Annotated in this window: 36 protein-coding genes; 33 read left to right on the top strand and 3 right to left on the bottom strand. The window is 63.0% G+C overall.

All coding sequences use genetic code 11. The features are described 5' to 3' along the window. The 13 genes from E2E27_RS17670 to E2E27_RS17730 all read left to right on the top strand — a co-directional run bounded on the left by E2E27_RS17670 (position 1) and on the right by E2E27_RS17730 (position 6,328). Positions 1-345: a hypothetical protein gene (locus E2E27_RS17670; RefSeq protein ID WP_141462261.1), complete on the top strand. Its 345-nt coding sequence runs from the start codon at positions 1-3 to the stop codon at positions 343-345. Between the two features lie 157 nt (positions 346-502). Further along, positions 503-1,003 carry a DUF736 domain-containing protein gene (locus tag E2E27_RS17675; RefSeq protein WP_141462039.1) on the top strand — a complete coding sequence of 167 codons (501 nt, stop codon included), beginning with the start codon at positions 503-505 and terminating at the stop codon, positions 1,001-1,003. 158 nt (positions 1,004-1,161) lie between these two features. After that, the gene (locus E2E27_RS17680; protein WP_141462041.1) at positions 1,162-1,653 is read left to right on the top strand and encodes a hypothetical protein; all 492 of its coding nucleotides are present in this window, start codon (positions 1,162-1,164) and stop codon (positions 1,651-1,653) included. A gap of 11 nt (positions 1,654-1,664) precedes the next feature. Next, complete coding sequence (locus E2E27_RS17685; RefSeq protein ID WP_141462043.1) at positions 1,665-2,348, top strand: hypothetical protein; 684 nt, start codon at positions 1,665-1,667, stop codon at positions 2,346-2,348. Then, on the top strand, positions 2,318-2,656 hold the full coding sequence (locus tag E2E27_RS17690; RefSeq protein ID WP_141462045.1) for a hypothetical protein: 339 nt from the start codon (positions 2,318-2,320) through the stop codon (positions 2,654-2,656). Before E2E27_RS17685 ends, E2E27_RS17690 begins: the two co-directional genes overlap by 31 nt. A 31-nt stretch (positions 2,657-2,687) precedes the next feature. After that, positions 2,688-2,906, top strand: a complete 219-nt coding sequence (locus E2E27_RS17695; RefSeq protein ID WP_141462047.1) for a hypothetical protein — start codon at positions 2,688-2,690, stop codon at positions 2,904-2,906. A gap of 71 nt (positions 2,907-2,977) precedes the next feature. Further along, positions 2,978-3,250 (top strand): hypothetical protein, encoded by a 273-nt coding sequence (locus E2E27_RS17700; RefSeq protein WP_141462049.1) that lies wholly within the window; start codon positions 2,978-2,980, stop codon positions 3,248-3,250. A gap of 172 nt (positions 3,251-3,422) precedes the next feature. Beyond that, positions 3,423-3,923 (top strand): DUF736 domain-containing protein, encoded by a 501-nt coding sequence (locus E2E27_RS17705; protein ID WP_141462051.1) that lies wholly within the window; start codon positions 3,423-3,425, stop codon positions 3,921-3,923. A gap of 171 nt (positions 3,924-4,094) precedes the next feature. Beyond that, positions 4,095-4,370, top strand: a complete 276-nt coding sequence (locus tag E2E27_RS17710) for a hypothetical protein (protein WP_141462053.1) — start codon at positions 4,095-4,097, stop codon at positions 4,368-4,370. A 114-nt stretch (positions 4,371-4,484) separates the two neighbouring features. Next, positions 4,485-4,820: a type II toxin-antitoxin system Phd/YefM family antitoxin gene (locus tag E2E27_RS17715; RefSeq protein WP_181443682.1), complete on the top strand. Its 336-nt coding sequence runs from the start codon at positions 4,485-4,487 to the stop codon at positions 4,818-4,820. Positions 4,821-4,917: 97 nt separating this feature from the next. Continuing rightward, on the top strand, positions 4,918-5,205 hold the full coding sequence (locus tag E2E27_RS17720; protein WP_141462057.1) for a hypothetical protein: 288 nt from the start codon (positions 4,918-4,920) through the stop codon (positions 5,203-5,205). A gap of 458 nt (positions 5,206-5,663) precedes the next feature. Next, a complete protein-coding gene (locus E2E27_RS17725) occupies positions 5,664-5,999 on the top strand; it encodes a single-stranded DNA-binding protein (RefSeq protein ID WP_120222450.1) in 336 nt (111 codons plus the stop codon). 62 nt (positions 6,000-6,061) lie between these two features. After that, positions 6,062-6,328 carry a hypothetical protein gene (locus E2E27_RS17730; RefSeq protein ID WP_141462059.1) on the top strand — a complete coding sequence of 89 codons (267 nt, stop codon included), beginning with the start codon at positions 6,062-6,064 and terminating at the stop codon, positions 6,326-6,328. 32 nt (positions 6,329-6,360) lie between these two features. Here the strand turns inward: E2E27_RS17730 and E2E27_RS17735 are convergent, their stop codons facing one another. Beyond that, positions 6,361-7,797 (bottom strand): hypothetical protein, encoded by a 1,437-nt coding sequence (locus tag E2E27_RS17735; protein ID WP_141462061.1) that lies wholly within the window; start codon positions 7,795-7,797, stop codon positions 6,361-6,363. 791 nt (positions 7,798-8,588) lie between these two features. Between E2E27_RS17735 and E2E27_RS17740 the strand changes: the two genes are divergently transcribed. From E2E27_RS17740 to E2E27_RS17760, 5 genes are all read left to right on the top strand, one after another. After that, positions 8,589-9,587, top strand: a complete 999-nt coding sequence (locus E2E27_RS17740) for a DUF2493 domain-containing protein (protein ID WP_141462063.1) — start codon at positions 8,589-8,591, stop codon at positions 9,585-9,587. 284 nt (positions 9,588-9,871) lie between these two features. Continuing rightward, positions 9,872-10,114 carry a hypothetical protein gene (locus E2E27_RS17745; protein WP_141462066.1) on the top strand — a complete coding sequence of 81 codons (243 nt, stop codon included), beginning with the start codon at positions 9,872-9,874 and terminating at the stop codon, positions 10,112-10,114. Positions 10,115-10,792: 678 nt separating this feature from the next. Beyond that, entirely contained in the window at positions 10,793-11,359 is a 567-nt protein-coding gene (locus E2E27_RS17750; RefSeq protein WP_141462068.1) for a hypothetical protein, read from the top strand. Continuing rightward, positions 11,356-11,736, top strand: a complete 381-nt coding sequence (locus tag E2E27_RS17755) for a hypothetical protein (RefSeq protein ID WP_141462070.1) — start codon at positions 11,356-11,358, stop codon at positions 11,734-11,736. Before E2E27_RS17750 ends, E2E27_RS17755 begins: the two co-directional genes overlap by 4 nt. A 342-nt stretch (positions 11,737-12,078) precedes the next feature. Next, positions 12,079-12,330, top strand: coding sequence for a hypothetical protein (locus E2E27_RS17760; protein ID WP_234036305.1), 252 nt, complete (start codon positions 12,079-12,081; stop codon positions 12,328-12,330). A gap of 30 nt (positions 12,331-12,360) precedes the next feature. Here E2E27_RS17760 and E2E27_RS17765 read toward each other — a convergent pair whose 3' ends face one another. Then, entirely contained in the window at positions 12,361-12,606 is a 246-nt protein-coding gene (locus E2E27_RS17765) for a hypothetical protein (RefSeq protein ID WP_141462072.1), read from the bottom strand. Positions 12,607-13,301: 695 nt separating this feature from the next. Here E2E27_RS17765 and E2E27_RS17770 point away from each other — a divergent pair. From E2E27_RS17770 to E2E27_RS17825, 14 genes are all read left to right on the top strand, one after another. Next, on the top strand, positions 13,302-13,592 hold the full coding sequence (locus E2E27_RS17770) for a ribbon-helix-helix domain-containing protein (protein WP_141462074.1): 291 nt from the start codon (positions 13,302-13,304) through the stop codon (positions 13,590-13,592). Further along, complete coding sequence (locus tag E2E27_RS17775) at positions 13,585-15,981, top strand: type IV secretion system DNA-binding domain-containing protein (RefSeq protein ID WP_141462076.1); 2,397 nt, start codon at positions 13,585-13,587, stop codon at positions 15,979-15,981. The genes E2E27_RS17770 and E2E27_RS17775 overlap by 8 nt, the downstream gene beginning before the upstream one ends. Continuing rightward, entirely contained in the window at positions 15,978-16,265 is a 288-nt protein-coding gene (locus tag E2E27_RS17780) for a helix-turn-helix domain-containing protein (protein ID WP_141462078.1), read from the top strand. Before E2E27_RS17775 ends, E2E27_RS17780 begins: the two co-directional genes overlap by 4 nt. 1 nt (position 16,266) lies before the next feature. Further along, positions 16,267-19,287: a MobF family relaxase gene (gene mobF / locus E2E27_RS17785; protein WP_141462081.1), complete on the top strand. Its 3,021-nt coding sequence runs from the start codon at positions 16,267-16,269 to the stop codon at positions 19,285-19,287. 10 nt (positions 19,288-19,297) lie between these two features. After that, positions 19,298-19,690, top strand: a complete 393-nt coding sequence (locus E2E27_RS17790; protein WP_141462083.1) for a hypothetical protein — start codon at positions 19,298-19,300, stop codon at positions 19,688-19,690. After that, positions 19,687-19,830, top strand: coding sequence for a hypothetical protein (locus E2E27_RS18850; RefSeq protein WP_181443684.1), 144 nt, complete (start codon positions 19,687-19,689; stop codon positions 19,828-19,830). The genes E2E27_RS17790 and E2E27_RS18850 overlap by 4 nt, the downstream gene beginning before the upstream one ends. Before the next feature lie 3 nt (positions 19,831-19,833). Next, complete coding sequence (locus E2E27_RS17795) at positions 19,834-20,361, top strand: DUF2726 domain-containing protein (protein WP_141462085.1); 528 nt, start codon at positions 19,834-19,836, stop codon at positions 20,359-20,361. A gap of 13 nt (positions 20,362-20,374) precedes the next feature. Then, entirely contained in the window at positions 20,375-20,584 is a 210-nt protein-coding gene (locus E2E27_RS17800; protein ID WP_141462087.1) for a hypothetical protein, read from the top strand. Positions 20,585-20,670: 86 nt separating this feature from the next. After that, a complete protein-coding gene (locus E2E27_RS17805) occupies positions 20,671-21,021 on the top strand; it encodes a hypothetical protein (RefSeq protein WP_141462089.1) in 351 nt (116 codons plus the stop codon). A 62-nt stretch (positions 21,022-21,083) separates the two neighbouring features. Then, a complete protein-coding gene (locus E2E27_RS17810; RefSeq protein WP_141462091.1) occupies positions 21,084-21,524 on the top strand; it encodes a hypothetical protein in 441 nt (146 codons plus the stop codon). A 2-nt stretch (positions 21,525-21,526) separates the two neighbouring features. After that, positions 21,527-22,147: a hypothetical protein gene (locus E2E27_RS17815; protein ID WP_181443685.1), complete on the top strand. Its 621-nt coding sequence runs from the start codon at positions 21,527-21,529 to the stop codon at positions 22,145-22,147. Then, positions 22,144-22,842 (top strand): hypothetical protein, encoded by a 699-nt coding sequence (locus E2E27_RS17820; RefSeq protein ID WP_141462095.1) that lies wholly within the window; start codon positions 22,144-22,146, stop codon positions 22,840-22,842. The genes E2E27_RS17815 and E2E27_RS17820 overlap by 4 nt, the downstream gene beginning before the upstream one ends. Positions 22,843-22,974: 132 nt before the next feature. Then, positions 22,975-23,136 carry a hypothetical protein gene (locus E2E27_RS18855; protein WP_181443686.1) on the top strand — a complete coding sequence of 54 codons (162 nt, stop codon included), beginning with the start codon at positions 22,975-22,977 and terminating at the stop codon, positions 23,134-23,136. Beyond that, entirely contained in the window at positions 23,136-23,564 is a 429-nt protein-coding gene (locus E2E27_RS17825; protein ID WP_141462097.1) for a Ros/MucR family transcriptional regulator, read from the top strand. Before E2E27_RS18855 ends, E2E27_RS17825 begins: the two co-directional genes overlap by 1 nt. Positions 23,565-23,738: 174 nt before the next feature. Here E2E27_RS17825 and E2E27_RS17835 read toward each other — a convergent pair whose 3' ends face one another. Further along, a complete protein-coding gene (locus E2E27_RS17835; RefSeq protein ID WP_001389365.1) occupies positions 23,739-24,503 on the bottom strand; it encodes an IS6-like element IS6100 family transposase in 765 nt (254 codons plus the stop codon). Positions 24,504-24,778: 275 nt separating this feature from the next. On the opposite strand from E2E27_RS17835, the gene floR reads away from it, so the two are divergent. After that, positions 24,779-25,993 carry a chloramphenicol/florfenicol efflux MFS transporter FloR gene (gene floR / locus E2E27_RS17840; RefSeq protein ID WP_024269980.1) on the top strand — a complete coding sequence of 405 codons (1,215 nt, stop codon included), beginning with the start codon at positions 24,779-24,781 and terminating at the stop codon, positions 25,991-25,993. Positions 25,994-26,019: the final 26 nt, after the last annotated feature.

A 26,019-nucleotide genomic window follows, 5' to 3' on the forward strand; every position in this document is an offset into this window, starting at 1 on the left:
GTGAGCCGGCATCAGCTCCCGCTGCGCGAGGGCGTCGAAGCCTCGTCCGCCTGGATCGGTTGGGACAGGCCGCTTCTGACCTTCTTCGCGCAGGTCTTCGTCACTGATCCCGCGGACCCAGGCGAAGAGGTCGAACTCCTCTGGCGCGGCACAAGCGAGCGAGAACTCCCGAGGCCGATCGACGCCATCAGGCTCCTCGAACCCTACTGCGACATCCCCGCTGAGATCGCCGTCTCACTGGAGGTCGACCGGATGAAGACGCTGGCGACGATCGACGGGCCGAACCAGCAGGAAGCGAAGGCCTTCCTAGCCCGACTCGAGGCTCGGGGCTCACGCTCCGAATAACCTCGAAAATCCGCTGAGCACCTGACGCCCGTACCCCTGCCGGGGCTTCGTGCGGACTGGCGCGCGTGCGCGCGCTGCCGGGCTGCGCCCGGGGGGAGGGAGGGATGAAGGGAAGTGGTCCGGACAAGGGGTTCGGGCAAGCATCAGGAGACTTCCCATGAACATCGGTACCCTCAAGGCCAACGGCGACGGCGTCCACATCGGCCGTATCGTGACGATGGCATTCGCCGCGACCATCGCCCTGCGCGAGTTCGTCTCGACCAACGAGCGGGCCCCCGCCTTCGACGTGATGGCGCTCTCGGCCGACCGCCGCAGCTGGGTGAAGGTCGGCGCCCTCTGGGAATACACGTCGAACGAGACCGGCGAGGTGTTCCTCTCGGGCCGGATCGACGATCCGAGCCTCGACAAGCCGATCGACGTCGCGCTCTTCCGCCAGAACGACGACAGCTACAACGTCGCCTGGCGCCGGCCGCAGCGCAAGCGCACCCTGCCCGGCATGGTCAGCGAGAGCGACGGCGAGCTGCCGCCGCTGACCGCGACCGCGACCGGCGGCGAGCCCGAGCAGGCCGGTGCCACCACCGGCGGCGACGGCCTCGGCGAGAGCACCGCGCCCGCCCCGAAGGGCAAGGCCAAGGCGAAGGAGACCGCCGACGCCTGACGACAGCGTCCCCCCGGCCGGTGCGACCCCTCCCGCACCGGCCACTCACGAGGCCCGTCCGCGCGACCCCCGCGGGCGGGCCTTTTTACTGCCACCAGATCCTGGGCCGCCAACCGAGAAAAGGGGGAGGGAGAGCGCCAGACACCAAGGAGGCGAAGATGCACCGAACCCACACCATCGATCTCGGACCGGCGCCCTGGGGCGAGGAGTGCGCCCAGATCGGGCATACGCCCAATTTCCCGGCGGTCAACCAGGCCGAGGTCGCGCTCTTCCGGGCCGCGCTGCTCGCGCGCTACGGCCAGCCCCCCGACAACGTCAGGCTCCACGCCCGCGCGAACGATCACGACTTCGGCCGCTACTACACTCTCGAGGCCGAGGCGACGGACGAACTTACGGAGGACGTGACCAGATACCTCGACGATCTCGAGAGCGGCATCGAGCGATGGCACCATGCGGGTTTCTCACCCCCCGATTTCGATGCGGTCGCCCGCGATAACGACGTTCCCGCCTTCGTCGATGCCGCCGTCCGCGGCGCTCTCAACATCACGCGCCCGGGAGCCGACGGAACCTTCTTCCCCGAAGACAACGCCACCCTCAACGCCAACTTGCGCAAGGCCTTCCCCGCGAGCGCCGCCGCAGCGACTGCCTGAAAGGACAGCCAATGGCCGACCATTACACGAAAACCGCATTCGTCCTTGAACTCGAGAAGCGTGACCTCGTGTTCCTCGCCGAGCTCGTCGAACTCGATCTCTCGAACATGCCGGAAGAGGATTGGCAGGAGCAGTTTGACCAGCGCTCGGCCAGGTTCAAGAACGCCTTCGCCGGATCGGACGAGGATCCCTTCGAGGCTTACCGGGCAATATTCAGCGACGGCGATTATCCGGAACCGGGCTTCGACATCCACTGCTGCGGCGAGACCGACTCGGGGCGCGAGCGGATCATTATCTCGGGCGATCAAATCGACCCCGAAACTCTCGCCAACATCGTCCAAGCGGCTTGTCCCTCGGCGCTCCCGACGGGCTTCTGCTACAGTTACGGCTGCAGCAAGCTGCGGCCCGACGAGTTCGGCGGGGGATTCGTCCTCATTACCGAGAATGACATCGTCTTTCGCGGCAGCCAGGAGGGACTCGCGTCAGCACTCGCCCAGCTCGACGATGAAGATGGCCGCTCGCTTGTACTGACCACCAGACATCCCGAACACGGGCTGTCCTACTGGAACAGCGAACGCGGTTTTGGACGCCTCGCCGACGCCACCGTATTCAGCCCAAGCGAGGCCGCTCGCCACGATCCGGTGATCGCCAACGACGAACCCGAATGGACGACGATGCCGCGGTGGCCGCAATGAGCGGCACGGACCTGCGCAGGATGCGCGACCGGCGCGATGAAACGCAGCGACTGCTCCTGACCATCCGGCAGAAGGTGCACCGAGACGCCGAAGCTGCGGTCAGGGCATCGCATTCGCTTCCATTTACCCACGGTCGGCATTCGACGAGCTGGACGCGCCACCACGAAGCCGCTTTCCGCCGAAACCAGGGCGCGCTTCTGAGCGATCGTCGAAAGGAGATCGGCGCGCTGGAGGCCAAGCTCGCGCGGCAGAACAGAGCGATCACCGATCACCACCTGCGCAGCGCACGCGCCGGCGCAAATGCTTGACGGCGCGATACGCGCGGCACAGCATGGCGGAATGCCGACGAAGGAAACCATCGACACGAGCCACGGCAAGGTGTGGATCACGCACTTCGACAATGGCGACGTTTCGATCTGGACGCCTCCGCGCTCCCGCCAAAGCGACATCGTCGCCGAGACCGTGAACGGCCGCGCCGCGTGGAAGCCGAAATATAAGGCATGGATCGCTCCCGCCGTCCACGCACAGCAGATCATCGAAGAGCTACAGGATCTCTGACGGCGACGCGGCCGATTTGGGTCCGAACGATTAAACCGACCTACATTCCTGGAAACCCAGCGGAGAGTCTCATGAAACTCGACGATCGCATCTTCGTGGCTACGCTGGCGACTGGCATAGGCTATGCCGACCGCACACGCGAAGAACACGGGGACTGGAAACGCCTCGCCATCCTATTCTTCTCCGACCTCCGGGCCGAGATAGCTCCCGACTGCCCTGCCGATCTGGAAGCCCAAATCCGAGCCCATATGGCGACCATTCAAGCGCGCAGGGGAGAGCCTTACCAGGTCTCGACCTCAGGTCAGACAATCACACTGGGTCATGCGCTCGAGGGCGCAAGATAGCCGTACCCCGGTTCGACAGGGATCAATCCTGAACACCTGACGCACGTGCCCCTGCCGGGGCTTCGTGCGGACTGGCGCGCGTGCGCGCGCTGCCGGGCTGCGCCCGGGGGGAGGGAGGGATGAAGGGAAGTGGTCCGGACAAGGGGTTCGGGCAAGCATCAGGAGACTTCCCATGAACATCGGTACCCTCAAGGCCAACGGCGACGGCGTCCACATCGGCCGTATCGTGACGATGGCATTCGCCGCGACCATCGCCCTGCGCGAGTTCGTCTCGACCAACGAGCGGGCCCCCGCCTTCGACGTGATGGCGCTCTCGGCCGACCGCCGCAGCTGGGTGAAGGTCGGCGCCCTCTGGGAATACACGTCGAACGAGACCGGCGAGGTGTTCCTCTCCGGCCGGATCGACGATCCGAGCCTGGACAAGCCGATCGACGTCGCGCTCTTCCGCCAGAACGACGACAGCTACAACGTCGCCTGGCGCCGGCCGCAGCGCAAGCGCACCCTGCCCGGCATGGTCAGCGAGAGCGACGGCGAGCTGCCGCCGCTGACCGCGACCGCGACCGGGGGCGAGCCCGAGCAGGCCGGTGGCACCACCGGCGGCGACGGCCTCGGCGAGAGCACCGCGCCCGCCCCGAAGGGCAAGGCCAAGGCGAAGGAGACCGCCGACGCCTGACGACAGCGTCCCCCCAGGCCGGTTCGACCCCTCCCGCACCGGCCACTCACGAGGCCCGTCCGCGCGACCCCCGCGGGCGGGCCTTTTTACTGCCGTCTGCTCCTGCGCCCCGACACCGCCAGCGAAGGAAAAGGGGGAGGGGGCGCGGCAGACCAGTGGAGGAGCCAGACCATGCCCCAGCAACCCAGGACGCAACGCCTGCCGAACTTCATCATCATCGGGCGAATCCGCGACGGCGAACTCGATTGCATCTCCGCGATCAACGGAGCACCGATCGCAGACCCCCAAATATGGAACACGCTGCTGGTTGAAACCCATCGCTGCCTCTCGATCGCCCTTGGCGAAGATCTGACGGTGTGGAGCGTGCACGATATCAACGCCGTACTGCTGCCTGATGCCAACACCATCGGCTTTGCAGCGCGCATCGATCTCGCCAGCGTCGCTTGAAAGTCCGGACAATCCGGATTATACGGATTGTTATCCGCATGACGGTAATGACGACGACGATGATGACGGGCGTGACCCGCTGGTAACTTGGCGATGATGAAGGCGGAGACGAACATGAAACAAGCTTACGGAGAAACCGTCACCACGACCGCTTTCTCGAAGAAGGTCGGCTACTATTACGACGAGGCGATCCGCAGACCCATCGGTCTCGAGCGCCACGGGGAGGTCCGCGTCGTCATGGTGCCGGTCGACGAGTACAACTCGCTTCGAAAGCTGTTCGCGCGTGCCCTGAAATCGGAGCAGCTGAAGGATGTCATCGGAGAAATCACCACCGCGCCGCCGGCGTTCCACCCTGACGCCCCGGACAGCTACGAAGACGACGCTGACGCCGGCGCCGAGCGCCCCAAGCAAACCCGTAAGCGGGCAGAACGCGAGACCGCGACCGCCTGAGCCGGGCGCTATCATCGACTACGGCTATCTCTGGGCCCGCGAGGACGCGAAGGGCCAGGAAAACGCCACCAAGACGCGGCCGTGCTACATCTACGGCGTGAAACCGATCGACGGGCTCTACATCGTCTCGGTCATGGCGATCTCCAGCTCCTCGACCGGAGCGCGCGTTCCCGTTCATCCGCGCGAGCGCGCAGCGCTGGGACTTCCCGACGACTGCGACGTCGTGATCGAGGAGGTGAACGTGTTCCAGTGGTCGGGTCCCGATATCGTCCCGCAATCGGACGGATCCCTGATGCGGGCAAACCCCGCATCGAGGAAGCTGACCGCGGCAATCGGCGCCGCCATGGTCGGGCGAACCCCGACTATCGTTTTCCGGTCTCCCTGACACGCGCAGCGGGGAGCACGCCAACGGCGTGAATCGTCCGGATGCGCGGGACGCCCGCCTACCCGGGCGGAAATGCCTCGCGACGAACGTGGAAGGCGAGGGATCGTAGCGGCAAAGATCTCGCCACCGGCCACTCCCGAAAACAGGGTCCGCACTACGCAGCGCGACCGATCCCGCTTCCGCAGGCAATCGGGACGGCGTCACCTCCGAAACGGTGTTCAGAACTTCAGGGCCTCCCCAAGCCGAGTGCATGTCCGCCGTCCAGTGCCCCTGCCCCTCCGGTCGGGCTTAGGGCCAACCTGCGAAAATACGAGCCGTGTTGCTCGCTTCGCGAGCTGCCCGCTCCACCTCGATTTTCGAGGTTTCCCGCGCACGGGTGCGCGGTGTCCCATCCCTCCCTCCGGGGCTCGATAAGGGCACCGGCGGACAAGCCGTCGGCTCAGAAGGAGGCTTTTGAAATGAACACCGTCAACCTCGTCGGCCGACTGGCCAAGGACCCGATCGCCCGCGACGGCAGCAAGACCAAGGTCACAGAGCTGCTCCTGGTCACCGAACGCCCCGTCATCCGCGACGGCCGAGTCCAGAAGGATCCGGAGACCGGCTACACGAAAACCGACGCCGAGTTCCACAAGATCATCGTCTTCAACGGCATGGGTCTTCCGCTCCGCGACCACAAGGCGAAGGGCGACCAGCTCGCGGTCACCGGACGCATCCACTACACCCGCTGGCAGGATGCCGACGGCAACGACCGCTACGGCTGCGAGATCATCGCCGAGAACGTCGAGTTCCTCTGACCGACCCCGATCGGGCGGCGCGCAAGCGCCGCCCTTTCACCATCTCACCCAGGAGAATTGCCATGAAGGACTTCGGCCTCTTCGCCGAACGCGACGCCGCACGCGCGGAACGCAAGCTCGGCGAGCTCACCCGCTTTGCCGCCCGGCGCGAAATCATGCTCGAGACCATCGATCTCGACGCACTCGACAGGAACACTGCGTTCGACATCCTGGAAACCGACGAGGACCTGGCCGAGACGATCGCCTTCGGGCCGATCTACGTACATCATCTCGCGACGATCGAGGCACAACGCGCGCAGATCGCAGCGACCCTACCGCGGGCTGCGTGAGCGACCTCAGACCTCTCTGGAATAGCCTGTTGCTAAGGAAGCCTACCGTAAGGGGACGGAATGCGCTCGCATCCCGAGGGCAGTCCCGCATGAGCCCAAGACCAGTCTTCGATCTGATCCCAGAACGGCCCATGTTCATACATCAAGTTCCGGATGGCTGCAGAGTTATGATCGGTTGACCTGCAGGCGATACCGACAGCTTCAACCGTCGCCTTGTAAACGAGATCCGGAATCGCCACCCGACCACGATAATTCATCGCTATCGTGGACTCCATCAACTCGGCGCTATCAGAACCCCGCGCAGCGATCACTACCTTCAACCGCCTGTCATTGTCGCGATTCACCAGAAAGTATCGCCAACTCGGATCAGCTTCAGTCGAAGCCGGGACGAGTTCTACAGGGTGGGAATCACCCCCGCTGGTCATCGCATCCCAACAATCTTCGATATGTCGTCGCTTTCGCGCTACGAGCACCAGCGGCCCAGCGATGTCGTAATCGTTCCCATCCGAAGGTTCGAGAGTGAATCTCTGGCATAGTCTACGCCATCGATCGTGGGGCAGCATCGCCCTACCGGACACATACCATTTCAGTTCCGTGACCGTGACGCCGATAGCTTCAGCAACCTCCTTCTCCGGAAGAGGCCAACAGGCCAGAACGGATTTAGCGAGTTCATACGGATCTGAAAGCGACGGAGGGTAGTCATCGTCACGCGACCATTGCTCATCGCCGTCGTCCTCATCGTCTTCGTCAAAATCCGATTTGTCCCCGATGAGAAGCGACACACTCTCGTGAAAGAAATCTCCGGAAGGTGGGATATAGAAATACCGGTCTTGCGGCGGTGGAACCGATGCCTCCCACGATCGCAACCAGGGACCCTGTTCGAAGCCAATCGGCCCAACGAACGTGGCCGTCCCCCTATTTTCAAGCGCATCCCACTCTCCAGCGCGCTTCTGCATCTCCTGACCACCCGGCAATGTTCGGTATTCTTTAGGTTCATCAACCTGCCGAGCTGCTGCCTCGAGCGCCTTCAAAGGATCCTCCGGCCCCCCTTTGAGGAACATCAAGTAACCCGTCTGTGCAGACCTCATTGAAGCAGGAAGCGATTTTTCCTTCGGACCGGCAACCTCCAGGTCGACTCCGACCGCATCCAATGCGTCGGCTAATCCAGGGGCGGCACCCGCCAAATGCTTGGAGACCAAGATCCTGTCGGGGAGTCCTTTCAGCCAACTGGCGTCCGCCCACGCCAGCGACAAAACTTCTCCCAAGTCACGTGGCGCCGCAAGGTCGGAATAATACCGGATGCGATACGGAAGACCTGCAACCGTTACTCCATAGAGAAGTACTGGCGAAAGTCCGTAGGACGCTGCATCTGCCACCGTGATTGGATCGGGAACCCTGACCATACCATAATCGCGATGTCGAAAGACTTGTTTCGCTATAGACACATAAAGGTGATGCAATCGGTCCATTAGACATCCAATCGTCCGTAGACGAACGATAATCCGGCAAATCCCGGTTAGCAATTGCCGCCTCCCGTCCTGCGGACGGGACCGGGCTCTACTCCGCTAGGCTCCTGCCAGCTCCTCGCCTTCGCTCGATCGCTGTCTGCGTCGCCAAGCTACGCCGAATCCGGCAAGCCGGTTTCGGCCCATTCGGGTGACGATCGCCTGGCGGGATAGCCGCGCACCGCGCTATCGCGCTGCGGCCTGAAGAGCGGGGCTGTCTGCATCGGCTCGACCTCCGGCCTACAAGGTCATTCCAGACGTCTGATTGGCAGGTTCACCGCATCCCATCAGCGCCACGCCAGCCTTCGGTCGGGCCTCCGCCTTTTTGATTGGCCCCGCGGGCTCTCGGTCCCGCCGCTCGCGTCCGGGCGGCCGCGCGAGGGCAACGACCCCTGGCGTTGCCGCGCGCGCGAGACGCGCCGGCCTGTCTTGCCGCGGCTCCTGCGGGAGCCCGATGTCTGTGAAGAAGAAAAGAGGGGGAGGGTGGGTTTGATTGCATCCTCGTGTGATGGGGTCCGAAGGATACTTGCGGCAAAGATCCGGTCAAGGATCTGCGGTCCCCCCAATTTTTTCCCGGCTTTTGTCTGCTTGCAGCAGACGGGAAAAAATCGGCTCCCCCGCAGCCCGTAGGCGTTAACCGGGATCCGGCCCTGACGTGCCGGCTTCCCGGTTAACGTCCCTGACCTCGTTTGCCCGCTGCGCACCATTGGACCCGTCATCACGAGATGACGCGATCAAACCAATGGAGGCTTCCAATGCAGACTTTCAACTCTTTCGCCGATCTCGCCAACGCCCGGATCGAGCTGGCCGACAGCCGCGGCCCGGTTACAGAAGCATACGACGGCGCGTTCCTCGAGCACAGCGACATGGCGAAGCTCAGCGTCGTCGACGAACCGATCACCGCCGACATGCCCGACGCCGACATGGCCCGGCGCGCGGTGGAGATGGCGATCGGCACGATCTTCGACGTCCTGAAGGACACCCGCATGGAGGAATTCGCCCAGCAGCTCGCCTGGGGGATGGTCAACTCCTTCCACATGACCGCCCGACTGGTCGAGGGACGCGAGGACGATGCGGCGAAGAAGCTCGGTGAGCTTGCCCGTCACTTCGATCCTTCCGAGATCTACGCCGTCGAGCTCGAAGAGACCCAGCTTCTGGTCCAGACGCTTCAAGGTTGCCGCGAAGCGCTGGAAGCGATGCGCGACCATGCCTCGGACGTCTACCGGGTCGAAACCGGGCGGCCGTTCACTGCCACGCGCGGATCGCAGGTCAGCAAGAACGGCGTCACCGCCTCGCAGATCCAGGCACGCGACTTCCTCGCAGCCCGGGCGAAGGATCGCAGGGCCCAGTTCCAGCCCGAGGGACCGCTCGTCGTGGTCTCCGGCGGCATGAAGGACTGGCACGACTTCGAGATGATCTGGGACATCCTCGACGACATCAAGGAGCGCGTCCCGAACATGGTCCTCGGCACGACCGGAATGCGCAAGGGCGTCGACGCGATGGCGAACGCCTGGGCTCAGAAGAACGGCGTGCAGACGATCCTCTTCATGCCCGACCGGCGGCACGGCAACCGCGCACCGTTCCTGCGCAACGAGAACATGGTCAAGCTCGGGCCGGTGGAAGCGATCATCGGCGAAGGTTCGGGCATCCAGTCGAACCTCGCACAGCGGCTGCGGCAGGCAGGCGTGCCGGTTCACATCCGGCGGATCGCCGATCAGCGGCAGCAGAAGGTCGGCGCGTCCACCTTCGGGTGAGCGCCTCTCGGGAGGCTCCGGCATACGCCGGGGCCTCCCTTTCCTTCTCGTCTCGGCAAGACGGGCTCGGGGGCATCGAGCCCCCGTCGCCCGTACCGGGACCATGGAGTGGTCGTCTCTCGTGTCGTCCCAGTCTGGTGCGGCGTTCCTGCGCCCGTCAAGGATCGGCGGTCCCCCCAATTTGCTGCGCAAATCGGCTCCCCCGCCGCCCGCTGGCGCGGCGTTGCTCCGCAACGTCCCTGACCGGCTTGACCCGCGCACCCGATGGGAACTCCCATCGCACAATGGAGGTTATCATGGGTGTCCAAGTCGAATTGTTCAAAGCGCTTCGGTCTGTTAAGATCGGCAGCGACGAAGCATCGAAAGTCGTCGAAGAACTGGAAGGTCACATCGCCGTGAAGATCACCGAAGCCAATAAGGAACTCGTCGGCGAGCTCAAGAGCCAGCGTTGGGTTCTCGGTTTTCTGCTCATCGTGACAACGATCTCGGCGGGCCTTGGCGGCTACGTCGCCTTCATCCTGAAATAGAGCAAGGGGCTTCGGCCCCTTTTTTGCTCGCCTCCCACTACTGCACCGGCGTGCCTCCGCTCGACCTGGCATTGGCGACTTCGCGCCTCGCCGGTCTCGCAGGCCACGCCTCCGATACCGAATGAGGCAATGCCGAGAGCGGCCGTCGTCGGCCGCAGCGATCCGCGTGACCTGCGCCCGGGGCGCCGGCAGTCCCTTGCTCGCCTGGCGGACATGCGTCCGCCTCGGCATCGCCGGTCTGCCATGCGCCCGGAACCGGGCCACCTTGCTCGCTCCCGCAGCGGCGCTGGACGCGCCTGGCGGAGCATCGCGCGGCGACCCTACCTCGCATCGCTCCGAGACGTCGGAGCGGCCGAAGTCGGCCGCGTGCGAACCGCAACCGTGGCAGTCGCGGCGGACCCTTACTCGCTGGCGGACATCCGTCCGCCTGCGCATCTCAAGGTCCTCCTGCGACAAGCAAGCGTCAGGCATGACGAGGCGGATAACCCGGCTCGCTGGCGACCCTGCGGTCGCCTGCGCATCGCCGGCCTTCCTTCTCGGAACGCGGCCCCTTGCCGGAGCGGGCCTGCGCCCGCTGAATGCCGAGGGCAGTGCCAGACCGCGACGCTTTCGCCGCCCGGTGCCGTCGCGCGACAAGGGGAGGGGGAGGGGAGAGGCGAGCCATCATAGGAGGCAAAGATGCTCGTCACCTTCCGCGTCAAGGACACGCACACCACGCTGCATTCGCGGCCTGCCGAAATCACCGCGCTCGAGCTCGCCGCGCTGACGCGCCGACTCCACTCGAGCAACGCCACGCTGGACGTGGACGAAGGCGAATTCGGGGTGGCCCCGCTCAACTTCGAGATCAACGCCAACGCCATGTCGATGGCCTCGTTTACCGCCTGCTTCGATCACCGCGCGGAGATCATCGCGGTCGTCGAGGAAGCCCAGTTCCTCGGGCGCACGCTGCGCGTGACGCACCTCGGTCGGCTGTCCCCGATCATGATCGAGGTCTCCGAGCATATCGCGCTCGCGCGTGACCTCATGATGGGGCCCGACCTTGCCGCCAAGCTGCTCTTCGCGCTTGGACGCGACAATGCTGAGGCCGGAGAGATTGCACTCGAAAGCTTACGCGAATTGCTGCAGGAGCCGCGCATCTACGATGCGTTCGCCGCGGCGAAGATCGCACCACTCTACGACTCCCTGACCTACCTCGCATTCACCGATTGCGGCGAGCAGGCACCAGTGCTGGAGTGGGCACCGTGAACGTGCCCACGACGCCCGCGACGACGCCGCGCCGACGAATCCGGATGCGCTGCCCGCACTGCGGATCGGAAGCCATCTGCAAGGATGCCTGGGCAGCATGGGACGAGACGAACCAGCGTTGGGAGCTTGGCGGCGTCTACGACAGCGAAACCTGCATCGGATGCGAGCGTGACGGCGATGAACTGTTCGAGCGCATCGACATCGCCACCGGCCTATCGGTCGGGTCCGCGATCGATGAGGGGATGCCCGCGAACTGCGCAAGCGGACAGGGTCATACAATTCAGCAGCACCCGGTCACCGCTGCGCCATATTGCAGCTCCTGTTGCCCTTTGCAGGACGGCGCGGACCCTACCAAGATCGCATCGACCGGCGACTAGCCTCCCGCCGGATCGGTGACACGGGAAGGGTGCCCGGCCACGTGCCGCGGCACCCTTTTTCGTGCAGGAAATCGCGTGGGCCTGGCGGACAATGGCAAAGCCTCGACCATGCGGTGTAGACTGGACTTCCGCCTCCCGCCGATGGCCCGTCCGCCACCATCGCCATGAGCACTCCGGCCATGCACGGGTCAATGAAAAATGGACCGACCGTGAAGCCGCAAGCGGCTTCCGCACCACTCGATCAATTTTTCATCAAGCCTCCGCTTCGCTCCGGTGACCCGCGCAGCTCCGGAGCGCTGGTTCATGGCATGGCGGACGAGCCGCCAACGACAGGAGGCTACCATGTGCTACACCACGGAAACGATCGAAGCTGACACCTCACTCATCCGCCAGATCAACAGCGACACGATCGCGCTCGACGAAAAGACGCTCGAAGCGGAACGCCGCTCCTACCACACATTCTTCGACGTCCACGTGGTCCAGACCGAAGACGGCTACATCCTCATCGAGGAAGGCGATTACGGCGAGATTCCGATGCACCTCATCGACGACATCGTCTACACCGCTACCGGCAAAATGGACGACGAATACTGACCCGGCTTCGGGCGGCGCAACGCGCCGCCCTCAGGCACCCTGGCCGGGTGCCTTCGGCGCGATCTTTTCCAGCGCTTCGATGGCGCTCTTCGGCTTCACCTTGACCGCCAGGTCGAGCAGCCTGATCGCACGCTCGTGACCGACCTTTTTCACGAGCCGCGCGACGTCCTTTTCAGCCTCTTCCTTCTCCATCTCGGCAAGCCTCTTCCGGCGATCCGCCAGATCCTGTTCGGCTGCTTCGAGGGCAGCGCGTTCGCGTTCCACTTTCGATACCATTTCATCGCTCCTTGCGTCTCGTTCCGATCGCCGTTTGATGGACCAAACGGCGATCGGATTCGAGACGTTTTTTTGCCTGATGCTTTTGCGTCATCTGTTGATGGTGACGGAAAGGTCTGGGCCATCCTTCGCGGCCTTGGCCGCTCAGGACCGCGCTCTATTGCGCTAGGTTCCTCGCTGCCCTGGCTGCGCTAGGGCAGCTTCGTCACCAAGCTCCACCGAGCCGGCCTTGCAGTCCGTCTCGGCCCTGCGGGTGACGATCGACGTGGCGCGTTTCACGCGCCACTCTTGTCCGCCCGAGGATCAGCAGCTCCGCATCCTGGGGCACAGTCTGCTTGACGCTTGCGGCCGTTCGGCCGCCGCTCACCGCTGGAAATCCAGCTCCTCTACGAATCCCCAAGAAGGGACAGGCAGGGACAGGACCACCAGTCCCTGATTTTTGCACACCCTATGCGGCTGCGCCGCGGTCTTCTGCATCGAAGATGCGTTGTCAATTCAGTAGCTTATATCCAACTTGCCCGCTTTCTACGGAACTGCAGCCCGGTGCATCCATCTGCGGATTGATAGGAACGCAAGCGATATCAGCAAGTTAGAACTGCAGCGCGCTGCATCCGCAAAAAGCCTTTCTTTTCCGCTGCAGCCGGATATACTGGCGGTCGCGATAACCGGACCATGCATAACTCAGGTGAGTTTGCATGGAACGAAAACTACAAAGCGTCGGCGTGACGCTCAGTCCTCAAATGGTCGACAAACTCGACCATTTGGCTTCGAGCAGGGGAGTATCCCGCTCCGAGGCTATTCGGGTTTCGCTGGAACTTGGTGTTCCTCTCCTACACCTTGGTATTGCGATCAACGGCCAACGCGCGCTGACGATCCTCGAGCATACTCAGCTCGCGCTCTCACTACTCGTCCAAAAACAATACCCCGAAGACAGCGACGAACTCATCGAGGTCGCCATGCGCAACGTGCGAGAGCACCATGCGTGAGGACATCCGCTTCAGCAAACAAGCGGCAACGCTGACGCACGATTCAGCACGCGGAAAAGTGAAGCGCAACGCGGGCAATTTCACCCGCGGATCGCAGCTCTTCCACCACGAGGTTTTGATGACCTGGGCGGGCGTCAAGCTGCCGCTCTATACGTGGCTCGCAACCACTATCGTACTGCTGTTCGCGCTCGGGTTCTTCACCTTCGAAAACCACGAGGTTCATCTCGTGATTATGCGCGGACTGGCGACCCTCTGGAACTGGGTGTCACTGAACCCGGAAAAGGCGGTCAATCTCACGCTTCCAAATGGCCAGATCGTGCAGGGCCACATGGCCATGGTGCCTTACCATCCTGCCGTCCAGGCAGCATGGGCAACGGCCGTCCGCGTCACCGTTTCCTCTATGCTGGGAGCCGCATTCATCTGCGTCCCGCTGACGGTATGGTTCGTCGACTTTTCGCGCCGTCGCGGCTCGGCAATCCTGACCGAAAGACACGAGCGCGGCGCTGTCATGGTCGACCGGCAAACCCTCGCCGACGCGATCCGTGCGCACAACTGGCGCGAGCATGAAAAAGAATGCCTGCAACGCAAGCCGGCGGAGGATCCGAAAGCCGTCCTCAAGGAAGACCTGAAGAGCCGCGTCCGGCGCGGAATTCACCATCCCTACATGCTTGCCGGACTGCCCGTCCCGTGGCGCCTCGAACAGAGCCACGCGATGTTCATCGGCACGACCGGCGCAGGTAAGACGACAGAGCTCAAGAAGCTCGTCACGCAGGCCCGCGCTCGGGGCCATCGCTGTGTCATTTTCGACCTCACCGGGACCTTCGTCGAGAGCTTCTTCAACGCGGAGACCGACGTCATCCTGAACCCAATGGACCGGCGTTGCGAGCCGTGGTCGATCTTCAACGATTGCGACAACTATGCGGAGTTCATGAGCGCGGCCACCGCGCTCGTGCCGAGCGGACAAAATGTCGAGGACGATTTCTGGCAGAAGTCAGCCCGAACGCTGATGGTCGAAATGTGCGTCAAGCTGGTCCAGATGGGTGTTCGCACCAATGGCGGACTCGCCTATTACCTCATGCAGTCCGATCTCAAGACGATCCACGCACAGCTCGAGGGAACAGTGGCGGGCCCGATGATGTCGCCGTCGGCCGCAAAGATGGCGGAATCGATCCGCACCACCTTTATCGCGAATGCGAACGCGTTCCGCTTTCTGCCAGACCCGAAACCCGGAGAGGAAGGCTTCTCGATCAAGCGCTGGATGACCACTGAAGTGAAGGAGGGGTCGATCCTGTTCATCACCTCCACACATCCCGATCTCACCCTCAATCGACCGCTGCTGACGCTCTGGATGGACCTCGCGGTCAACGCATTGTTCCAGATGGGCCGGAGCCGGTCGCTGCGTACCTGGTTCCTAATCGACGAAGTCCATGCGCTTCACCGCCTGCCGGCGATCGATCACGGTCTCCAGACCGCGCGAGCGTTCGGCGGTGCTTTCGTTCTGGGGATGCACTCCTTCGACAAGCTCGAGGAAACCTACGGGGAGCACGGGGCGACCAATCTCGCCTCTCTGGCGGGGACCAAGCTAATCCTCAAGACGGCCGACCCGGAGACCTCGCGCCGCTGCTCCGAATTCATCGGCAACCGGCAGGTACGGCAGATGGATGAGGCCTACTCCTATGGCTACAACAACAGCCGCGACGCCTCGACCATCACGCCGCGCACCAACGTCGAAGAGCTGGTGATGCCGGACGACATCGGAAACCTGCCGAGTATGCACGGCTTCATCAAGTTTCCGGATGGGTTTCCCGCCGCGCGAATCCGCCTGTCATGGAAAGACTATCCGGTCTGCGCCGAAGGGTTCCAGCGCGTCACCGACATGCGCGCGGCCGAATATATCCCGAGCACCGAGGAAGCCGCGGAAATGGGTGTCGAGGGGCGCGAGGGGGATGGGCCGCTCTTCCAGCCTACCGAGAGCCGCGAAGAAGCCAATCTCGAGCTGAGCGAGGCGGAGCGTGAAGCCGAGAGGTTGCGCGAACAGGTGGAGGGATCACTCGCTCGCCAGACGGAGGAGGCGCGTTCCCAGATCGACAAGACGAATATCATGAAAGAGGCAGAGGAAGCTGCCAGTGAACAGCGAGATCCGAAAGAGACTCTCACCTGGAAACCTTCGGGTCAGCGGGATCAGCGAGAGCGTCAACGCTATGCGCAACGCGATGTCGAGGAACGCGCTGCGCAGGGGAAGCACGGACAAGATGCCCTTCGCGACCAGCGCGCACGAGCGGACAATCAGGAGAGCGAGCTGGCCCGCGAGAACATGCGCGGCTTCGGCGCCGAAAAAGTGCAGCGCGACGATCACGGGATCGACGACGACCAGGAGATGGGCCGGTGACCACCTTAGCGAGCACATTCGGGAAGCGATTTCGTATTGCACGCGAAACCCTCAAGCTGACCGAAGAGCAAATCGGAGAAAAGATAGGCCTCACCCGATTGGACATTCTTTTAATTGAAAGCGACAACGCCTTGCCCCCCCTAACGAAACTGGCGAGCTTCATATCGTTGTACGATCTGGACTATTACTGGATTGTAGCCGGAGAAGTGCGTCCTTCAATCTTTCGCTCAGACATTCCCATAAGAAATAAAACGTCAAGAAGCGTCGAGGACGCAAGGCGCTGATATGCTGTCGGTTGCATCCGTAAGCTCTGCAGGGGGCGCGGCGAACTACTTCGCGAAAGACGACTACTATGTCGGCGATGGCCCCGCGGAACTGAGCGAATGGGGCGGGAAGGGGGCCGAAGTCCTCGGTCTGAGCGGGCCCGTCAGCAAGGAGGACTTCGAAAAGGTCCTCGACGGCAAACTGCCCGATGGCACGGTCGTCAACGGTCACGAGAAGCGGCAAAGCGGGACCGATCTCACCTTCTCAATGCCGAAATCGGCCAGCCTCCTCGCCCAGCTCGGAGGGGACCAGCGCATCCTCGCGGCGCAGCACGACGCCGTCAAAGCGACGATGGCGTATCTGGAAAAGCGTTTCGCGGAGACGCGCGACTATTCGCGCAATTCCAAGGGCGAGCCGGTCATCACAGGCAAGCTCGTCTATGCGCTCTTCCAGCACGATACGAGCCGCAAGCTCGATCCCCAGAATCACACGCACGCCGTCATCGCGGCGCTCACCCAGACCAAGGACGGCAAGTGGCAGGCGCTCCACAATGTGGAGATCTGGAAGAACAACTCGGTTCTGGGCTCGATCTACAACGCCGCCCTACGCACTGGACTAGAAAAGCTCGGCTACCAGACGGAGCTCACCGGCAAGCACGGGCAGTTCGAGATCAAGGGCGTCTCGCGCGAGGTGGTGCAGGCATTCAGTCAGCGCAGCCTGGAGATCGATGCGAAAGCGAAGGAACTGCGCATATCGACGCCGCAGGGCCGCGATTCCGTCGTCGTCAACACCCGAGATCCCAAGCTCAATCCGGACGACAAACAGGCGCTCCGCGCCGAGTGGGCGGAGCGCGCCAGGGGGCTTGGCTTCGATGCCAAGGCTATCGTCGAGCAAGCGCGGGCCCGGGCCAATGACGGACGGGAAGCGCCGCTGGGTACGCCAGAGCGGGTTCAGGCAGCGCTTGGAGAGCTCCGCGAGACGGCCAAGATCTACACGCGCCCTGCAGACGAGCTGACCACCAACGGCCTCAAGCGGGTAACGCTGACACCGACGCAATTGCGGACCGAGATGGCCACCGCGTCCGCCATTCGCGTCATCGGCGAACGCGAGACGTCATGGACGCGAGGCGAACTGGTCAAGACGGCACTCGATCTCGGCCTCAAGGGCGTAACCGCTGAAGGCGTCGAAGCCCGGATGGATGCCCTTGTCGCAAGCGGTCGTATGCTCGAAGGCGAAAGCACGCGTCTCGACAAGGCGGTCGACAAATACACGACCCCCGAACACGCTGCGATCGAGCGGGCCACCCTCGCCAACGTGGCTTCCGGTAAGGGGCAAAGCCCCGGCATGATCGACGCCGGAGAGGCCCCGGCTCGGCTGCGCGAGGTCGCAGGCCCGCACGACCTCAATGCCGAGCAGATCGCGGCCGGCGTCCTCGCCTTGTCGAGCGACGATCGCACCGTCGTCATCCAAGGCGTCGCCGGCGCGGGCAAGACCACGCTCATCTCCGCGATCGCCAGCGTCGCCCACCAGGAGGGCCGCGAAGTCATCGGCCTCGCTTTCGCGAACAAGATGGTCAACGACCTTCGCAACGATACCGAGTTGCGCAAGCCCGGGGGCGAGCTCGTCCAGGGCGGCATCGAGGCGAAGACGGTCTCATCCTTCGTCAACCAGCACCTGCGCGCAGCGCTTCATGGCTCAGGACCTGCATTCGAAGCATCGCGCGAGGCGCTCCAGGGCCGCGTCCTCGTGCTCGACGAAGCCTCGCTGGTTGCGAACAAGCCGATGAACGATGTCCTCACCATCGCCAACCGGCTCGGTGTCGAAAAACTCGTCATGATCGGCGACAAGGCGCAGCTGCAGCCGATCGAGGCGGGCAAGAGCTTCTCGCTGATCCAGTCCGATGGACCAGCCATGGCGCGCTTGGACACCAGTCTCCGCCAGCGCACAGACCACATGAAGGAGGCGGCGGGGCTCGCCCGGGCAGGAAAGTTCCGCGAGAGCTTCGCCTCGCTGGGCGACAAGGTGGTCGAGGCGGGCAAGGACCATCTCGAAGTGGCCGCCAAGACCTGGCTCGATCTTTCGCCGGAGGATCGCGAGCGCACCGCGATCTATTCCTCCGGCCGCGATGCACGAATGTCGCTGAACCGGATGGTCCAGGACGGGCTGCGCGCCGAAGGTGTGTTGAAGGGCGAGGGTATCGAGCTGAGCACGCTGCGGCCGGCTCACGCAACCCGTGAGGAGCTCCGCTACACCGCGACCTATGCCAAGGGCCAGATGCTCGAGGTTACGCGCCACAACGCCCCTGGCGGGCTTCCGAGGGGCCGCTACGACGTCGAGGGTCTCGACGACAAGGGCAGGGTGCTGCTGCGCGACGAGAACGGCAAGCTGAAGCGCTTCGATCCGACCCGGATCGATCCCGCCGACAAGCGCGACGCCTTACGTCTTTCGGAGAAGACCAAGGAAACCATTCACGAAGGCGACAAGATCCGCTGGACCGAGAAGGACGACGCCCGAAAGCTGATGAAATCCGAGGAGGCGAAGATCCTCGCCATCAAGGACGGCACAGTCACGGTCGAAAACCGGCACGGCGAGACGGTCGAACTCAAGCAGAACGACAAGATGCTCGAACGCATGGGGCTCGCCTACGCGATCAACATGCATCAGGCGCAGGGCGACACACGCGACATGGCGATCGGGGAGATGCACTCATCCGCGCGTCATCTCTCGAACCAGCGCCTCGCGCTCGTGATGATGACCCGCGTGCGCGACGACATCACGATCGTCACCAACGACAAGGACCGTCTGCTTTCCCAGATCGGCCGGAACCCGGGCGACAAGAGCAGCGCGCTCGAGACCCTCGGCGAGAAGCGCCTAGACGGCGCGGCCCAAGAGCGAAGTCAGCCCGACTTCAACCCGCGCATTCCCGAACACCTGCTTCCTGCAGGCGCGAAGGACGAGCCGCTCCAAGCGGTCGACAAGGACAGCCTGCGCGCCGTCCCGCAGATCGATCTCCCCGAACGAACCATCGAACGCAGCCGATAGGAGGAACGCCATGTACGCCAAGGAAAATTACATCGCAAAGGCAGAGCCGGGCGACAGCCTGGCCCAGATCCTCGCCCACCGGCCGACGATGCACAATTTCTCGGTCGCCACCGGCCTCGAGCCGGTGGCGAAGAAGCTGGAGGGGGACACGTATTCTGTGTGCGACCTGCAGGTTCACGGGGTCCAGGGCTGCGCGGACCTGCGCAACGACATCGCCCGGGAGCATTTTGCGGCCGAGGTGATCGCGCTCGGCCTCGCCCTGTTCGTCGCCGTCATCGTCGGCTCCATCGCGGTGGGTTTCGTCAGCCTGGTGACGAAGCTCGCAAAGCCGGTCGGCGAGCACCGCGTCTACGCGCTGTTCCCCCGGCGGGTGAGCCAATTCTGGAAAGGCAAGACCACATGAATGACGTTTTCACGGGCCCGTGGGGCCTGTTCAACGCGACACCGCAGGAACTGGTCGAGATTGGCGTAATGATCGGGGTCTCAATCGCCCTCACGATCCTCATCCACTGGCGCACGCCCTTCTCTGCAGGAGAGGACTAAGGGATGGACGGACAGTATCTCGTTTATGCCATTGTCGCCGGCGCGCTGCTCGCCGCGGTCGCGCTCCTGCAGACACTGTCGCGCGGCGAGCTCTCGCGCCTCAAGGTCCAGCCCAAGCCGCTCATGACGCCGCCGGAACGGCGCGTCTGCCTGATGATTGAGCGCGCGCTGCCCGGTGCCCGCATTCATGCGCAGGTTTCGATGGGGGCCATCATGAACCCGGCCAAGGGCCTGTCGAAATCGGAGTGGTGGACCACCTTCAACAAGTTCAGCTCAAAGCGCGTCGACTTCGTGGCCGAGGATCCGGAGACCGGACAGATCATCCTCCTCGTCGAGCTCGACGACAGAAGCCACAAGGCGCGGCGCGACAAGGATCGCGACGAACTCACGCGCCACGCCGGTTACACCACTGTGCGCCTGCCTGCGGGCGAGCGACCCACCCAGCAGAGCGTCACCGCCCGGATCGAGGCGGCGCTCGGCCTTCCCGCACCCCTGCCCGGACAGCGTTTGTCCGCGCCCATCAGAGCCTGAAGGAGGATACGTCATGGCTTACGATTACGAAGACGTCGGTACATTCGGCAGCAAGCGTGCCGCCGAGGACTGGGCCCACCGCAACAAGGTCGACCTGCGCGATCTCCATATCCGCAACCTGGGCGGAGAACGCGTCGAGGTCGGTGTCCGCAAGAGCGGATACGACCCCCGGGAAAACTACGACAACAGAACTGGCGAGAGGCGAGACGGCTTCTGGCGCTGACCGAATTCCCGCGGGAGCGGGGATGGCACCCACAAGGTGCCCCAACCCACGCCGGATGAACCGGCAATCGAAGAAGGATGACCATCATGAAGTATCTGTTCTCGACCCTGGCGCTCGCTTGCGCGCTCGCCGCGAGCCCCGCCGCAGCCCAGGAGGCTGCTCCAGAAGCGGCCGCCGCACCCATTCACAAGGAAGTGAATCCCGGCATGGCCGCAGCGATCAAGAAGATCGCCAATGGCACGAGCCCCGCGACGGACGAACGCGCGGCAAAGCTGAAACTCCTCGCCTACCTCGAAAAGCACAAGCTCGAGCGCAATCATGCAGCGCATCAGCATGGTACCACCGAATGCACCAAGTGCGAGAAGACCGAATGCGAGAGTGACGATTGCGATCGGGCAAAGCCTCGGCCGAAGTGCGACGCCGGGCAGAAGTGCTGAGAACGACGAACTCAGACCCGTCTGACAGCCGACTGCGGCACGCCACCGGGAGAGGGGACGATATGATCGAGGAACAGCCACAGTGCCCGTTCTGCAGGCGCTTCATGCCGGAGTGGGGCACCCCGCTCCCGGTGAAGGCTTGCGACATCTGCGATCGCCCCCTCTTCCTTTTCCCCTCGCTCCTGCGGAAGCGGAGGCTTCACATCCTGTCGGCCATCGACGTCGCCAAGGTGACGATGCTCCCAATCGTCGGCGGCGCTACAGTCTCGTTTGGCATGGGCGGACTCGATCCGGACCAGTTCGCTGCAGCCGTGGCCGGAGCACTGCTCGCATGGGGCATGATCGACGTCTGGGACGGAACGGCAGGGATCAAGACCGATTTCGACCGCGTTAAGAAACAGGTCAAGCGCGGGAGCGCGGCGCGCAAGATGTCGATCGCCAAGACCATCTTCGGCCTTTCCTCAATCGTCCTCGGGTCGATCGGCTTGTTGATGGTGAACTGACCATGGGCATGGACGACCGCGAATACATGCACGACCGATACCGCGAACGCGGCGGCGCGCGGTCGCTCCCGATCTGGCGCGAACGCCATGCCCGCCTGGAGTTCGACGACGCCGACATGGTCCCGGAGAGATACGCACGGCGGCGGTTCTCCGGCGACGGCAGCAATCCGGGAAAGACCTACGCTAGACCCAAAAAGAATATCGTGGCGGCGGCGGGCCTCGCGGCGATCGCACTGGTCTATACGATCATTGCTGCACCCTTTGGTGCACTCTTCAGCGGGCTCCCTAAAAACGGCGAATTCCGCGTCCGCGCGGAGCTGCAGGACGCCGAGACCGCTACCCTCACATTCACGGCCGACACCGAGCCGGTAGCGCTTCACCTTCTCGACAGTAAAGATCGTGAAGTCTTCGTTGGATTTATCCGAGCCGAGAAAACGGCGAAGCTCAAAGTCCCGGCAGGGACATGGCATACGATCGTCACTTCGGGAACGAGGGAGAGCCTGACCTCGGCCAGCGATCTGGACCACGGCAGACCTCTCGGGATCATCAAGCTGGCAGCTGGCTCGACTTTGAAGATCTCACCATCACCAAGTATGAAGGCAGTAAAGGGACGCGAAAAATGAGCAGAATCACATCAGTTCGAGGCAAAGCTATTCTGGCAATTGGTGCGGCGCTATGCGCGGCATCACCGGCGATGGCGCAGCGCGCCGACCGCTCGATCGAGATCTATCATATCTTCGATCTGAAGACCTCCGCGACGCGAGCGGAGGTAACCCGGGCGATCACCGATTCCCTCAACGCCAACGTCACCGACAGCGATACGGTCATGCCGCTGGTGCGGGGAGAGCCGCCCGAAAAGCCCGGAACGTTCGAGCTCGTCGACGCGCTTGAGAATTCGCGGATGGGTGGCCTCGCCGCGCTCATCCCTGCCGCGCAGCGGGCCCAGCTCAAGCAGGTCAAGTGCGACGGCGCCGTCTGGATCGCGAATGCGGTGCGCCGCATCCGCGGTTCACAGAACCTTCGCCTGACGATGTGTCTCTTCCCCTACACCGAGGGCTACCATCTCGACGTCTACGCGGTGGATACGGAAGAGAAGGGAGGTGGCCTGGCCGCCAAGCTGGGGCGCGCGATCGCCGGGGCCGTGGTCAAGGATCCTCGGGACTGGACTAACAAGACCATCGTCGGCACCGTCCGGTCGGTTTCGAGAGCCACCGGCGCCACCGTAACCTACGTCGAAGGGCAGCCCGCTTTTGAAGGTGCTCCCTGGAACGACGAAAACACGCTCCTTCCCCAAGATTCGGAGAAAACGCCCGAATGACCCAAAGAAATGGGTGCATCAGTAATTGTCGTGCCACGTCCGTTACGTTACGCCCGCCCAATGCACGGCGCGACTATATCAACGCTGGACAGAGCGCGGTTTCTCTCGCTGCTCGAACGGGCGTCGACTTTGATGATCGACTTGGACGCCGATGGTCTCAACGACAGCGTCGGCGCAATGGCCGAAGCGATCGATGGCTTGCGCAACCATCCCTGCGCGCGTGAACACGACTTCGTGCTTATCGACACCTACCCGCTCAATTGCCTTAAGACGACAAACCAGGAGATCCATTGATGCAAGACCCTGCCGACCGTCATGAAACGCTCGTCACCCTGACGGCCGACATCGTCTCCGCGCATGTGTCCAACAACACCATCAAACCCGAAGAGCTGCCGAAGCTGATCGCCAACGTATTCGGCGCACTCGACGGCGCCGGTTCCACCCCTGCGCCGCAGGAAGAGCTAACCCCAGCGGTCCCGATCCGCGGCTCGGTCAAGAAGGACGCCATCAGCTGCCTCGACTGCGGCAAGAAGATGAAAATGCTGAAGCGTCATCTCGCGACCGAGCATGGGATAACCCCCGACGAATACCGTGCCAAATGGAACCTCGGGCCCGACTATCCGATGGTTGCTGCGAACTACGCCGAGACGCGCCGCGATCTGGCCAAGAAGATCGGCCTCGGACGCAAGCCAGGGCAACGGCGCGGGCGACGCAAGGCATGAGAGCATTGTCCGGACGTCGCAGTCCACCACAGACCGATGACAAGGCCGCAAGCCGCTCAAAAGGACGCCGGCGTCCATCGCCCATCTCGGAAGCGCTGCTATACGCCGAATTCGCCGTCCGGCTCTGTTGCAAAGATTGGCGGCAGTCAGAGGTAGGCTGTCGCTCTGCGCCGATCAGGCGGCTGCTGCGAAATGGTGGTTGAGCATGCCCATGGCCTCCGTCAGCGCCGAGGGCCCAATGCCAAAAGCTCTCTCCACAAGGCGCACCTCGCCCCTGATGCCGGGCTGCAGGCACCAGGGGCGAGCCTGTCCTTTGCGCAGGGCTCGCATGACTTCGAATCCCTTGATCGTGGCATAGGCCGTGGGGATCGATTTGAAACCGCGCACCGGCTTGATCAGTATCTTGAGCTTTCCGTGATCGGCCTCGATCACGTTATTGAGATACTTCACCTGCCGGTGGGCCGTCTCCCGGTCCAGCTTTCCTTCGCGCTTCAATTCGGTGATCGCTGCACCATAGCTCGGCGCTTTGTCGGTATTGAGCGTGGCAGGCTTTTCCCAGTGCTTCAGGCCTCGCAGGGCCTTGCCCAGGAACCGCTTCGCTGCCTTGGCGCTGCGGGTCGGCGACAGGTAGAAATCGATCGTGTCGCCCCGCTTGTCGACTGCCCGGTACAGGTAGGTCCACTTGCCCCGCACCTTGACGTAGGTTTCATCCAGGCGCCAGCTCGGATCAAAGCCACGCCGCCAGAACCAGCGCAGCCGCTTCTCCATCTCCGGGGCGTAGCACTGGACCCAGCGATAGATCGTCGTATGGTCGACCGAAATGCCGCGTTCCGCCAGCATTTCCTCAAGGTCGCGATAGCTGATCGGATAGCGACAATACCAGCGCACCGCCCACAGGATCACATCACCCTGGAAATGGCGCCACTTGAAATCCGTCATCGTTCCGTCCGTCCAATCTCCGCCAAGCATGCTCAAGCTTCACGATTTTTGCAACAGAGCCCCTGAAACGGCGTTGCGACACCGGCGCTATTCGGATAGGAGATAGATATTCGTATTGCCAAGTGTGGAGCTATCAGCATGGGAAACGCTAAGTCAGCAGACAAGTAAGCCGCAACAACAAGCACTGTTGTTGCGGCGTTCTGTAAGATCAATCCCAATCTGATTGTTGACGAGCAGACGCCGCCCGGAATCTTTAATCGAGCGGTTGATTCGTCATGACTATCACACGCCCCGCGTGGGCCTATACGTTGCCGGCAGCCCTGCTGCTGATGGCTCCCTTCGACATCCTCGCGTCACTGGCGATGGATATTTATCTCCCCGTCGTCCCAGCGATGCCCGGCATCCTAAACACGACGCCATCCATGATCCAGCTCACGTTGAGCCTCTACATGGTCATGCTCGGCGTGGGACAGGTGATCTTTGGCCCAATATCGGATCGCATCGGGCGACGGCCGATCTTGCTTGCGGGTGGGGCGCTTTTCATCGTCGCTTCTCTCGGAGCGGCATGGTCGTCAACGGCCGCAGCCTTCGTCGCTTTTCGCCTGCTACAAGCGGTCGGCGCGTCGGCGGCGTTGGTAGCGACGTTCGCGACGGTTCGCGACGTTTATGCCAGCCGCCCCGAGGGTGTCGTCATCTACGGTCTTTTCAGTTCGATGCTGGCCTTCGTGCCCGCCCTTGGCCCCATCGCCGGAGCACTGATCGGCGAGTTTTTCGGATGGCGGGCGATATTCGTCACGCTGGCTGCACTTGCGTTGCCTGCACTCTTGAACGCCGGTTTCAGATGGCACGAAACCCGCCCCTCGGATGAAGTAAACACACGCCGTTCCGTTTTGCCTATCTTCGTGAGTCCAACCTTTTGGGTTTACACGGTCGGCTTTAGCGCTGGCATGGGCACCTTCTTCGTCTTCTTCTCGACAGCCCCCCGAGTGCTCATAGGCCAAGCCGATTATTCCGAAATCGGGTTCAGTTTGGCTTTCGCCACTGTCGCACTCGCCATGATTGTGACAACCCGTTTCGCGAAGTCCTTTGTAGCCAGATGGGGCATTGCGGGATGCGCGGCGCGTGGGATGGCGTTGCTCGTTTGCGGGGCGATTCTGTTGGGAATCGGTGAATTTTTCGGCTCACCATCGTTCCTCAGCTTCATCCTGCCAATGTGGGTAATGGCAGTCGGTATTGTCTTCACGGTGTCCGTCACCGCCAATGGTGCTCTCGCACAGTTCGACGACATCGCAGGATCGGCAGTCGCCTTCTATTTCTGCGTCCAAAGCCTGATCGTCAGCATCGTCGGGACACTAGCGGTAACGCTGTTGAACGGAGATACGGCTTGGCCCGTGATCTGTTACGCCACGACGATGGCGATGCTAGTTTCGACGGGTCTTGCGCTACTTCGATTCCGTGACGTTCACGCCGAGAGGTCGCCGGTCGTCTGACCGGCGACTGGCAGGACGGTCGGCAC

Origin of the sequence: Porphyrobacter sp. YT40, assembly GCF_006542605.1 — a bacterium.
Taxonomy (GTDB): domain Bacteria; phylum Pseudomonadota; class Alphaproteobacteria; order Sphingomonadales; family Sphingomonadaceae; genus Erythrobacter.